General features: G+C 70.4%; 7 protein-coding genes and 1 pseudogene. 3 read left to right on the top strand and 5 right to left on the bottom strand.

Annotated features, from left to right (window positions below):
• Position 1 precedes the first annotated feature (1 nt).
• Positions 2 to 1,645, top strand: coding sequence for a hypothetical protein (locus OHT76_RS43450; RefSeq protein WP_328876361.1), 1,644 nt, complete (start codon positions 2 to 4; stop codon positions 1,643 to 1,645).
• A 45-nt stretch (positions 1,646 to 1,690) separates the two neighbouring features.
• Here the strand turns inward: OHT76_RS43450 and OHT76_RS43445 are convergent, their stop codons facing one another.
• Both OHT76_RS43445 and OHT76_RS43440 read right to left on the bottom strand, forming a co-directional pair.
• Positions 1,691 to 4,654 carry a hypothetical protein gene (locus tag OHT76_RS43445; protein WP_328876360.1) on the bottom strand — a complete coding sequence of 988 codons (2,964 nt, stop codon included), beginning with the start codon at positions 4,652 to 4,654 and terminating at the stop codon, positions 1,691 to 1,693.
• Positions 4,651 to 7,425: a DUF6603 domain-containing protein gene (locus OHT76_RS43440; RefSeq protein ID WP_328876359.1), complete on the bottom strand. Its 2,775-nt coding sequence runs from the start codon at positions 7,423 to 7,425 to the stop codon at positions 4,651 to 4,653. The genes OHT76_RS43445 and OHT76_RS43440 overlap by 4 nt, the downstream gene beginning before the upstream one ends.
• Positions 7,426 to 7,723: 298 nt before the next feature.
• On the opposite strand from OHT76_RS43440, the pseudogene OHT76_RS43435 reads away from it, so the two are divergent.
• Positions 7,724 to 7,906 (top strand): annotated as a pseudogene (locus OHT76_RS43435) (transposase); the annotation flags it as partial.
• 8 nt (positions 7,907 to 7,914) lie between these two features.
• On the opposite strand, the gene OHT76_RS43430 reads toward OHT76_RS43435, so the two are convergent.
• The 3 genes from OHT76_RS43430 to OHT76_RS43420 all read right to left on the bottom strand — a co-directional run bounded on the left by OHT76_RS43430 (position 7,915) and on the right by OHT76_RS43420 (position 9,535).
• Positions 7,915 to 8,325 carry a hypothetical protein gene (locus tag OHT76_RS43430; protein ID WP_443049901.1) on the bottom strand — a complete coding sequence of 137 codons (411 nt, stop codon included), beginning with the start codon at positions 8,323 to 8,325 and terminating at the stop codon, positions 7,915 to 7,917.
• Entirely contained in the window at positions 8,322 to 8,945 is a 624-nt protein-coding gene (locus OHT76_RS43425; RefSeq protein ID WP_328876358.1) for an RNA polymerase sigma factor, read from the bottom strand. Before OHT76_RS43425 ends, OHT76_RS43430 begins: the two co-directional genes overlap by 4 nt.
• Before the next feature lie 458 nt (positions 8,946 to 9,403).
• Entirely contained in the window at positions 9,404 to 9,535 is a 132-nt protein-coding gene (locus OHT76_RS43420) for an SDR family NAD(P)-dependent oxidoreductase (RefSeq protein ID WP_328876357.1), read from the bottom strand.
• A 323-nt stretch (positions 9,536 to 9,858) separates the two neighbouring features.
• Between OHT76_RS43420 and OHT76_RS43415 the strand changes: the two genes are divergently transcribed.
• Positions 9,859 to 11,484: a transposase gene (locus OHT76_RS43415; protein ID WP_328876356.1), complete on the top strand. Its 1,626-nt coding sequence runs from the start codon at positions 9,859 to 9,861 to the stop codon at positions 11,482 to 11,484.
• Positions 11,485 to 12,075 lie beyond the last annotated feature (591 nt).

The raw sequence follows: 12,075 nt of genomic DNA, 5'->3' as shown, positions 1-12,075 counted from the left end.
CATGCCCCGGACGGCGTTTGAGCACAGCGGATTCTTCCGATTCCGGCTGGAGCCGCTCTCGCGTACCCACGAGGTGGCCTCCGGGCTCGCGGCCCGCGTACACGATCCGGCATGGGCCCTCGCCCGGCAGTGGCAATTCGGCGAATTCGCCGGCCAGGATGCCGGCTCGCCCGTGCTCGCGCAGATCGACGGGCACAGCACCCTCATTTCCGCATGGCGGCCGGCGGGCCAGGGGGACCTGCCGGCGCCGGCGGGTCCCCGGCCCTGGGTGCCGTACGACCCGACGACCGGTCCGCTCGATGCGCTCGTCGAGTCGGAGGACGGCGCCGGGCCGGACGAATACCTGCGGGTGGAAGGCGGCGCGCATTTCGTCCGGCTGCTGGACCAGGCGGGCCTGACGGCCAAACTCCCGCAAGTCCTGGCCGTATACGCGTTCAGGTCGATACCTGCGGAGCCGGCGAATTTCGTCACGCTGCTCGCGCCCAGGGTCCCCGATGCGGTCGAACTGGCCAAGGATCTGGACGGCAACGGGCTGCGGGTGCCGGGGCTGGCCGCCGTCGGCGAAGAGTGGATCGGCTGGTGGCACGGGGTCGCTCCCGCGCCAGCGCCCTCTGGACCCGGTACGCCCGATGCGCTCGACACCTTCGATCCGCACCGCTTCGAGCACAGCGCGGACTTCTCGTTCGGCGACCGGGTCTTCCACGCCGAGGAATACCTCGGTGACGGCCTGGACTGGTTCAGTGTCGATCTCGACCCGGCTGCCTCACCGGCACCGGCAGCGGCCTCCGCACCCGTCAGGCCGTTCCATCACGAGGTGGTCCCCTCGACCGTACGCTTCGGCGGGATCCCGGCCGATCGCTTCTGGGAGATGGAAGACGCCCAACTGGACTTCGGGTCGACGGACGTCTCCGCACTGGACACCGGCCGCCTGCTGATGATCGCCTTTGCCGAGGTCTACGGCAACGACTGGTTCCTGGTCCCGCTGGAAGTGCCGGCCGGTTCGCTGACGGCGCTGAAGCCGATCGTCGTCACCGACTCGTTCGGCGCCACGCACACCGTCGAACGCGCCGGGCGCGACAACCCTCACTGGAACCTGTTCACGGTCACCGGCGCCGACGACGGACTGCTGCTCCTGCCGTCCGGGCAAGGCGCTGTCGGCGAGCGGCTCGAATCGGTGACCCTCGCTCGCGACGAACTGGCCAATCTCGCATGGGCCGTCGAGACGTCCTTCACCGATGCCCGGGGCGAACTCGTCGACCGCAGGGCGCGCTGGCTGCCCATCGCCCCGCAGGGGCCGCCGCCCAACCCGGTCGGTTCGTACGCGGTGCAGACGATCGTGCCCGACTACTGGCTGCCGCTCGTGCCGCACGCGATGACGGCGGCGTCGATCCGGTTTGCCCTCGTGCCGCTGCTGCAGCCCGGCGCGGACTCGAAGCCGCTCGGCCGCCTGCTGCACACCGACCACTGGGTGCACGAGGAGGAGGTGCCGAGGGAGGGGGCGCTGATCACCCGCCGCCCGGTGCTCGCGCGGTGGTTCGACGGCTCCTGGCACGTGTGGGTCCGCCGCGAGAAGAACCCTGGCGGCGGCGAGAGTTCCAGCGGATTGCACTTCGACGTGGTCCGGCCGTCCGAGACGTGGCCGTAGGCGGTACGCAGTGGTACGTACGGCTGGCACGAAGCAGCGGTTACGTCACGCAGGCGGTTCGCCGACCATCGCGCTCGCCGAGAACGCCAGCTGGAACGGGCGCTGGAAGAGGATTCGCGCGAAATTCGAAGCGTCCAGGCCTTCCCATCCGGGCGGGTCCTGGCCGGGGCCGAGGGCGGGCGGGCGTTCGCCCTCGGCCCCGGCCAGAACCCTCGGTACGACGAATCCGTTCACGGTCGGGACTTCGTCCCAGGTGAGGTTGGGCCAGGAGTCGAACGGCAAGGATCGGGGGGTCCGTACGTCGAAGCCGAACTGTGCGCCGCGCATGGGTTCGCGCATCACGAACATCCAGTGTTCGGCGACGGCTTGTGCGGCGGTCAGGCCGGCGAAGCAGTACAGGTTGGTGCGCTCGTCCACGGTCAGCACGAACCTGGGTTCCTTCCAGGTGACGTCCGGGCTTTCCACCTTCCGGTCCACAGACTTGGCGGCGAGGACGATGGTGCCCGGATACCGCTGGAGTACCTCGCCGCGGATCAGGAGGACGAGAAGGCTCGTGCCCCGGTCGGGGTCGTGGTCGCCCAGTTTTCCGTCCAGCGCCCAGCGGGCGATCTCGCCGTAGCCGGGTTGGGTGCCGCCCGGCGGCCAGAAGCGGGAGAACGGTGTGCCCGCCTCGTCCGTCGGGTATTCACGCCACCGGAGCTCGCGGTTGAACTCCTGGTTCAGTCCGACGAGCATCGCCTCCACGAAGGCCGGGTTGGGTTCGAGCAGCGTCGACGAGTTGTCCGGGAAGGCCGATATACCCGGTACGGCCCATTCGGGCCAGCGGGTCAGCAGCTCCGCCGCGATCGGGAAACCGAATTCCGGGTGGGCCATGATCGGACGCAGCGGGCGGGCATCCTGGTCGCTGCGTTCGCCCATCACCACCTCTCCGAGACGCGACGTCATGTGTCCCATGCACTGCGGCACCGGGCGGACTACGCGCCGGATGTGCTTGACGAGGGCTTCGGACGTCATGCCCATGTCGGCTGCGGTCAGCAGGGGTGCGGCTCGCTTCTCGACGCTGATCTTCCGGCGGATCCCACGCAGGGCCACCGGCCGCGCCGCTGGACGAGGATCACCCGGCCGTTCCCCTTCCTTCTTCCTGGCGAAAAGTTCTTCGAGTTCCTGTCTCGGGTCGCCGAATTCGTCGAACATCGGGCTTGCGATGCCTTGCTCGCAGAAGTCGACGGCGACCATCCACAGCCCGAACAGCACGTCGTTGAGGGTCTGGGACGCGAACGCGGCCGACGGGTCGCCGGCACGGGCCTCCGATGCCGCCATCGGCCCGTGTACCACTTCGCCGGCCGGCGGGATCGCCGAGCGCTCGACGCCGGCAAGCCAGGTCGACGGTATCGAGACCTTCGAGGCATCCAGGGCCCGGCTGAGGAAGGCCCCGGTGGCGGCCGTCGCCCTCACGCCACCCGCCGGGACCGCTGCCGACGCCGGCGCCGCGGCCGCTGCCACCTCCATGGCCCGGCCGCTGCGGCGGCGCAGTGCCCCGCCGGGGCGGGTCAGCCGGACGAACGCCGTCGTGGCGACGCCGTCCGGGACGGCCGAGTGGCGCAACAGGCTCGCGACCGGCACTCCGCCCGTGCCCTCCTCCTCCGTCTCGATGACGTCACGGTAGAGCGAGGACAGTTCCGTGAGCGGGGCGGTCCGCATGGGGTCGAGGTGTTTGGCCTGCGCGGCCCGGGCGGCCTCGGCGGCGAGTTCCGTGGCCGCCAGGGCCTGGTTCGCCTCGTTGACCTGCCCGACCTGCTCCCAGGCCCGGGCCATCAGGAATTCCTGTTCCAGCTGGACGTACCGGGCGCCGATCGCGGCCGCGATGCGATATTTCACCTGCGTGTTCAGCTCGTTCATCCAGCCGTCCGCGGGGACCTGCTGCGCGCCGGTGTGGTGGCTTCCGTACAGGGGTGCGGCGACGGCTTTCTCGTCGCGGTCCGGCGGCATCCCCACCCGGTCGGGCTGCCGCCGGGCCGCCGGCGCGTCCAGGTGCTCGACGATCAGCTCGCGGAACTTGTTCATGCTGGCCGTGTCGTTCCACACGTCTTTCGCGGTATCGGTGTGCGGCAGCCGCAGGGCGCCGTGGACGGGCACGGTGACCTGCGCGGGTGCCACGCCCTGCAGCACGTCCTTGTGCGGCCACGGGTGGCGTACGTCCACGGTGCGGGAGCCGAAGCCTTCGAGGCTGTCTCCCTCGACCGGGTCTACGTCGCGTGCGAGCTCCTCGAACGATCCCTTCTTCCCGGTGCGAAAGCGCCACCAGTGGTAGACGGGGAGCCGGGCGTGCGGCTGTCCCGGGGACCATGCCGGGGCGGTGCCGTCCGGTGGCGGTGTGTCGCCGAGCCCGGCGGCGACGCCGGCTTTCGTGGCCGGGACCACGCAGGCCAGCCAGCCCCGGTCCGGGTCCAGCGCGCGCGGGCAGATCAGCCGGGCGACGACGTTGTCGACGCCGCTGCGCACATCGCGGGTGACGGCGCCCTCGGGGGTCTCGCCGTCCTCCACCCGCGCCTCGACGTGCGCCCACGCCCAGGCATCGCCCAGGTCGGGCAGCGCGGTCCCGGGCGCGTCGACGACGGGCAGCGGGACACCCTGCTTCAGGTCGCCCTCGTCGTCGCGCAGGACGAGCAGGGCAAGCCACGGCAGCTTCCGGGCGGCCGGGAAGCTGAGCAGCCACGGGAGGCTCGCGTCCGAGAACTCCACATGGGCGAGGTAATTGGCCGGGCTGTTCGGGCAGCCCGGCGGCGGTTCCTCCCGTACGACCACCGCGCGGTCGAAGCCGATGGTGTCGCCAGGGCCGAGGAGCTGGAGGGCGGGGCCGGGGCGGTCGGGGAAGGTCTCGGCGGCCTGGTCTTCGATCGCCCGGGCGATACGGACGGCGGGGCTGAACGACGGCCGGGAGCCCGTCACCGACGTCGCGTCGGCGGCGGCGCCGACCGCTGCGGACGAGATGAACCAACGTCGGGTCATCGCAGGATCTCCACCTTCATCGTGTCGATCGGTCGTTGCGCGGCACGCCACCGGTCGGCCCGCTCGGCCGCGCGCACAGGGCGGGCGAAGCCTTCGAGGACGAACGCTCCGGCGCCGGGCAGGGGCTTGCCGTTGTCCGGCACCGGGAGGCCGGTGAACCAGTCCGGCTCGACCTTGTAGCCGGTCTCGTAGCTCTCGTCGACGAGGTGCCGCGCACCCATCTGGACGTCGGTGTCGGAGAGGCGGACGCCGCTCGTGCAGTCTTCGAAGGCCGGTCGTGACAGTTGCTCTTCGTCGCTCATCGCGAAGAATTCGCCGGGTACGAACGGCTGCGTGAGCGGTCCGAAGGTATCCATCGGTTCGTCCGTCGCACGCTCGACGGGGGTGATCCGCCACAACTGCTCGGGCACACCCACCCGGTGGAACCGGGTGATCGGTGTTTCGAGCGGTACGACCTTCTGGCTCACACGGAAGGTCGCGTCCGGCGCTGCCACTTCGCCGCGGGCCAGCGATCCGTTGGCCGCGTCGGTGTACCGGAGGCCGCTGCGGTCCGCCGGGCTGCGCTCTGCCGTCCAGGCATCCGGCTTGGCCAGCGCGTCGCGCAGCAGCGGGAGGATGTCCTCGGCCTGGGCCGCCGACGCCGGGAGTTCGCCCCACCGCTCGTCGAAGTCCAGGGACACGTCCCAGAACAGCACGGAGATGGTTCCCGTGCCGAACGCATGCCAGGGCGCGGGCCCTTCCAGGGTGAAGTCGAGCCCGATGGAGGCCAGTCGCTCGCCGAACGCGAGGACGGCGACCCCGGCGTACACGTGCACGGCGAAGGACAGCGTCGGCTCCCACACGAAGAGCGCGTCGAGGCCGAGGTAGCCCTCCACGCCGCACCCGGCGATCACCGCGTCGAGGTGCAGCTTGGCGCCGAATTGCAGCGAGTTCGAGGTCAGCGCCAGGTAGGCCTCCGCGCGCAGGTTGATGATTCCGTTGCCCAAGTCCATGGACAGGCGCTGCAGTTGGGGTACGCCGGGCGGGCGGGCGTAGCGCGGGTGGAAGCCGCCGGCGGACAGGACGAACACCGCATCCCGGCCGCCGCGCAGCAGCAGAAAGAACTCGCCGGAGACGGGCAGGCCGACGATGCGCGACCCGGTGAGGGTCGCCAGCAGCTCGACCGACGGCACACCGGGATCGATCTTGCCGAAGATGTTGGCCTGGAGTCGGATCAGCGGCACGACGGGATCCGGCAGGGCGATCACCAGCCGGCCGACGAGGAAGGCCCGTACCGGGTCGGGCAGGTCCAGGATGAGCGCGGCGGACAGGGAGACGATCCGGCCGCCCCAGGTGATGCGCACCATCGGGCCGATGACGAACCGGCTCCGCGCGACCGGGAAACAGGCTTCCAGGGAGCCCGCTATCTCGTCGGCGCGGGCGACGGCGTTGCCCGGGAACAGGACACGGTCGGCATTGCCATCGAGGATCAGCCCGCGCAGCCGCTCCTCGTCGACCCGCCGGTTGACGCCGACCAGGCCGCCGACCGCATCGAGTGCGAAGCCGAAGCTGAGCTGGATCCCCGGGTACCCGAACTCCGCCCCGAGCAGGACCAGGAACGACAACTGCTTGCCGTTCACGGGGAGTTGCAGCAATCCGATCGCCTGTACGCGGACCACGCCGAGGTCGATGTCCAGGACGCCCGCGTACGCGCCGCTGCCGGCTTCGCCGCGCTGCCGCACCGCCCCGCCGCCGGAGACCGGGCCCGCGGCGAGCTCGATGCCCATTCCGGTGGGGAAGTTCGCCGCGATGCGCAGTGGGTCGACACCGATCCGGTCGGCGTCGAAGCTGACGGGCAGGCTGAGCCCCAGGCCGTCGAGGCCGGCGCTCAGCGGGAGGGCGGGCGGTTTCGCGAACAGGGACAGGGTGGGTCTGAGGACGACTCCGGTGCCGTCGTGGTCGAGTTCCAGTGCAAAGCGCCGTGCGGTTACCCCCGGCAGGTTCAGGCTGACGGGGAGTTCGACGCGGGCGCCGCCGTCCTTGAACCGCAGGCCGTCCGCGCGGCTCGCCCGGATGGCGAAGTCGGTCTTGCGGGTCGTCGTGGCGCCGCTGTCACCCAGGAAGGACGAGAGCGCGGGCGGCAGTACGGCAGCCTGGAAGCCCAACACGCCGAGTTCGACGGCGAAGGGGACCTCAGGTGACGCTGTCGTCTTGAGGTGGAGGGCGTCCATCGAGATGTGCGGCCCGTCGGCCGGGCCGCAGGTGATCTGAGCGCGATGGTCCAGGCTGATCGTCGCGGTCCCCGCCGGTGTCACGGACGCGCCGCCAGGAGAGAAGGACGCGGTCCAGGCGTCCTGGGACTGCGCTTCGGCGGTGACGCTCCAGAGGCCGTCGGGGTGTGCGCGGCTGAACGTCACCCCCGGGGTGACGACGACATCGACGATCGGTCCGGTGTCGTCCGGCCCGGGTGACACGGCGAGCACGGCACGGGAGCCGCCATCGGTCAGTACGAGGGCCAGCCCGCGTGCCGCTCCTGTTGCGCGCTCCCATCCGTGGGCGCGGACGCGCGATCCGGCGTCGGTGACGTCGCCGAGTACGTCACGCAGCAGCCGGAGCAGGGCGCGGCTGTCGGGGAGGGCGTCCAGCGGCTCCAGGAGCTTGTCCTGCAGGGCCGAGTGCTCGCCGGTGAGCTCCTGAAGGCCTTCCAGCGGTTCTCGTAGGGCGAGGGCCGCGTCGTCGGCCAGCTTCCAGAACAACGCCGACACGGTCTTCAAGAGTGTGTTCGGGTCCATCGCCGCTCGCCTTCCCAGCGGAATCGCGGGAAACGCCGTCCTCTTTCGACGGTAGGTCCCCCGCCGGCCCTCGGCGAGTTCGCGGCCGGCGGTCGCGGACCGTGGCCGGTCCGCGACCGGCGGCGAGCGGCGTCGGGAGTCGCGCCTCACGGGGTTCAGAGAGGGTTTCACGGCGTCCAGCTGTGGGTGACGACGAGCATGGACTGCAGCTGCGCGCTGGTGGCGTAGTAGTTGGTGCGGCTGGAGGTGGTGGCGAGCATGTTCCGCCACAGGACTCCAGCCAGGCCTGGCTTCCGGGGTCGGCATCTTCCCCGACCGCCCCGCCCTGATCCGCCTGGTCGGCGCGGTGCTGGCCGAGCAGAACGACGAATGGACCGAGGCCCGCCGATACATGGGACTCGACCTGCTCGCCAAGGCCCGCCTCCACCCGATCGAGTCAGAAACCGACGACACCGTCCTCCCGACCGAACTCACTTCCTAATGATGTTGTCAAGCCGTAGCGCTGACCGAGGAGTTACTGATCTCTTCGGGTTGTTGTCGGGTGCTGATCCCTGCTGTCGGCTGTCGGCTGTCTGTGGCCTTCGCCGCCGTGTACGCCTTGGTGAGGGTGCAAACGCCGTCCACGCACCGGCGCTCCAGACGGCCGAGGGCGATGGTCTGTGCCAGGCCGACCATCCAGCAGGTAGGGCAGCCGCGGAAGGCAATCAGGGCCAACGGGGCCGCAAGCAGGGTGGCGGGGCCGGCGACGGGCACCAGGGCGATCGAGCCGATGATCAGCCCGAAGCCAGCGGCGCCGCGCGCCAGATGGCGCGGGACGGACTTGCTGGCGAAGTTCATCTCGGGCGCGGCAGCCTGGGCCTTCGCTTTCTGCGCGGGCTTCACTGTGGTCGCGACGTTCACGGTCGTGAGACTCCTCCGACTGGTGGGTCGATAGCTTGATCGCGCGCCTGATCGGCGACTTGACCGACTGGTTGGTCCGTCACTGCCAGAGAGTGACGCAGTGCTGCGCGTGCTCTGTGCAGCCGCGACTTCATCGCGGCGTTGCTCAGACCGAGCGAATCGGCGACGGTCTTGCCGGGCAAGCCCTGTACGTCCCGCATGATCAGGACCTGCCGCTGGTCACGGGGAAGGACACTGACCGCAGCCGCGACCCGCTCCGCCTCCAGCCTGTGCAGCACCGCGTCCTCGGCGGACGGTTCCGCAGTCGCCTCCGCTTCGGCTGTCGCCTCGTCGCTCCGTGAGACGAGCAGCCGTACCTGCCGGAGGCATTCGTTGCGCACGATCCGGAACATCCATGAGGCAAGCGCGCCAGCGGCCCGCAAGGTGCCGATCTTCCGGTAGAGGATGATCAGCGCCTCCTGCGCCGCGTCCTCCGCGTCCTGCGGTGAGGAGCACAGCGACATGGCGAACCTGCGTACATGAGGCTGCGATTCCATGACGACGGTGGTGAGCGACGTGACGTCACCGTCCTGAGCGGCCTTGATCAGCCGCTCGTCCGGCCATGTGAAGCGTTGGTTCATCTAAAGACTCCTACCCGGAAGGCGCCCTACGGGCAGGTACTGGTCAGCTTCGGCTCTTGTAGCGCCGCATCAGGTGCCAGCTGCACGCACCCACGAGCAGGGCTCCGATCACTACGAGGCCAGTGACCATCATTGGTGGTTCCTCCCAGTTCTGCCGGCCCGTTCGGCCGGTACACAGACAAGAGGCGCGGAGATCCGAAAAGGATTCACCTCCGGCCGAAGTCTCTTTTGGACCCCGCTCCCGCAGCCACAGACGCGCTGACGGTAGATCTGCCGGTCGAATGCCGGTGGCCGGCCGCCGTGGCGGCCGCGGTTGTGCCAGTGCCGACATTCGCGAACAGGCCGTCCAGTTGGCCGTGACGGTCACGGACGGTCTGCATCAGCGCGTCCACTGCGCCGAGGTCAGCGGCGTCGGCCACGATCCCGAGGCGCCGGGGCCGATCTGCCTCACGGCGGCGTCAATCCGTGCGCGGGGTGCGGCCGGTGACGATGACGTGGGCGCCTTCGGTGACAAGGCGATGTGCGGTCGCCAGGCCCATGCCGCTGGTGCCGCCGGTGATGAGGAGGGTCTTGCCGGTGGAGCGCTTCATGCTGGTGTTTCCGTCAGGGTGCGGGCCATGTAGTCCCTGAGGTGGGGCAGCCAGTCGGGGCGGGCGTTGCCGAGGAGATGGTCGCCATGGGGGACGGACAGGTAGCTACCGTGCGGTGCCAGGCGGGCCAGGGGTTGTGAACTGTTGCGGGATGGCTGTGCAGGAGTCTGCTTGGGCGTGTGTGAGTGCGCGTGATCGGGTATTGAGGGCTGTCGTGCCTGGGTGGGGAACGGGAGTTCCTTCGTCGAATGGGTGACCTTTTGTGGGTGGTGGTCGTTGGGTGTGTTGGGGAGAGCGTCGGTCTGTGGGCGGGGATGGTGGGGTTGGATGGTCTGCGGGAAGTGGCGGTGCCGTTCGTGGTGCCCGGCCCGTCCGGGGTGGCGGTCCGGGACCGGCTCAAGGAGCTGACCGCTGCTGACGAGCGGGTGCTGCGCCTGGTCGGTGACCATCTCGGCTCGCTTGCCTCGCGTGATCTGCGGGCGCGGTGTGCGGCGGGGCTGGATCACGACGGGCAGGCGTGGGCGGAGCGCAAGCGGGTTGTGACGGGGGAGTCGTCGTCGCGGTGGGCGGGGTCGATCACGAAGGCCACGCACGATCAGTGGGGGCTGGCCCGCCGCGCCCAGCTCGGGCACATCCAGGGGCTTGAGGCCGGTGTCCGGACGGTCGCGTGCCGGTTGTCGCAGCCTCTGGGGGAGAAGGCGGGCAGGCACGCGCCCGGGGGTTATTGTTCGCGGCGGGAGTGGCATGCGAAGTCCCGCCGTCTGCGGGTGCTTCAGGACCGGCTTGAGGCGGCGCGTGCCGACCGGCAGGCCGGCGTCGTGCGTGTGGTGCGCGGTGGGAAGCAGCTGCTGAACACCCGCCACCACTTGGACGCGGCCGGGCTCAGTGAGGCCGGGTGGCGGGCCCGCTGGGAGGCCGGGCGGCGGTTCCTCAAGGCCGACGGGGAGTCGGGCAAGCGGTACGGCAACGAGACCATCCGGGTGACACCGGAGGGTGAGGTGAGCATCAAGCTTCCCGTGCCGCTGGTCCATCTGGCCAACGCGCCGCACGGCCGGTACGTGCTCACGGCGCGCGTGCGGTTCGCGCACCGGGGCGAGCAGTGGCGCGACCGCATCACCGCGAACCGGGCCGTGGCGTACCGCATCCACGAAGACGTGCTCCGCGGCCGCTGGTATCTCACCGCCTCCTGGACCATCCCACCGGTGCCACCGGTGCCGCTGGCGGCGGCACGCACCAAGGGGCTGATCGGGATCGACACCAACGCCGACCATTTCGCCGCCTGGCGCCTGGACCAGCACGGCAACCCGGTCGGCGCGCCGCTGCGGTTCGGCTACGACCTGTCCGGTACCGCCGCGCACCGCGACGCCCAGATCCGGCACGCCCTGATCCGGCTGCTGCACTTCGCGAAGCGTCACCGCCTGGCCGTCGCCGTTGAGGACCTCGACTTCGCCGCGGAGAAGACCCGTGAGAAGCACGGACGGCACAAGCGGTTTCGCAAGCTGATCTCGGGCATGCCCACAGCCAGACTGCGGGCCCGGCTGGTGTCGATGGCCGCCGAACTGGGCATCTGCGTCGTCGCGGTCGATCCCGCCTACACCAGCAAGTGGGGCGCCCAGCACTGGCGCAAGCCCCTGGCCAGCTCCAAGCGGGCCACCACGCGGCACGACGCCGCCGCGGTGGCCATCGCAAGACGCGCCCTCGGGCACCCGATCAGGCGACGGACGGCACCGCCCCGCGACGACCGGAGCGATCGTCGCGGGCATCGGACCACCCAGGCCGGACACGGATCCCGCGGGCGTGAGGAAACCCGCCCCCGCATTCCCGGACCACGCACAGGATGCGTGTCGCCGGACGCGGAGCGAAAGCGGGCGACCAGTGCATCCAAAACCGTTCGGGATGCGCCAGATGCGCAGGCGTGGGTCCACAACTCACTCCCGCTCACTGAATAGGAACGGTCGAATGGGCACCACAGCGCCTGGAGCACTTCTGTCCCCGCGAGCGCGGGCAGACCGGGTATGTCGGACGCGTACAGCTGCGCCAACGGCAGCATCGCTACCGGGCCCTCGTACGGGTGAGGGCCCGGCGACCTCCTTGTCGGGTACTTCCTCGGGGGACGGATCCGGGCGAGGGTCTCCCGCTCCTGCGGGGTCATGCCCCTGCCGTGCGCGGCAGCACGGATCCAGCGTTCCCGTCGCACGTCCTCCAGGGACAGGGCCGGCTTCAGCCCGTCCAGGGCGTGCGGGCCGTCGCAGTACGGCCACTGCTCGCCGGCGGGCCACAACAGCGGCCCGCCGATTGAACTGTCGCACGGTGAAGGAGTACCGGGGCGTCGGTGCAACCGGGTCGCCCTACGGGCCAGCGGCGCCAGTCGACGGAACACCGCAGCGACATCGAGCGGTCGCGGCGGGGTGGTCCGGGTGACATTCATGGCGGCTGATGCTGCCATCAGCCTCTGACACTGCGCACATCGATCCACGGCCACCAAGAGCGGAACAGCTTCCACGCCGGTACGTCGGACGACTACCGCTGTCTTGACTGGA

The sequence above is a fragment of the Streptomyces sp. NBC_00287 genome, from assembly GCF_036173105.1.
Lineage (GTDB): Bacteria > Actinomycetota > Actinomycetes > Streptomycetales > Streptomycetaceae > Streptomyces.
Note: the sequence above shows the minus strand (reverse complement) of the source record. Positions and strands in the feature narration are given on the sequence as shown.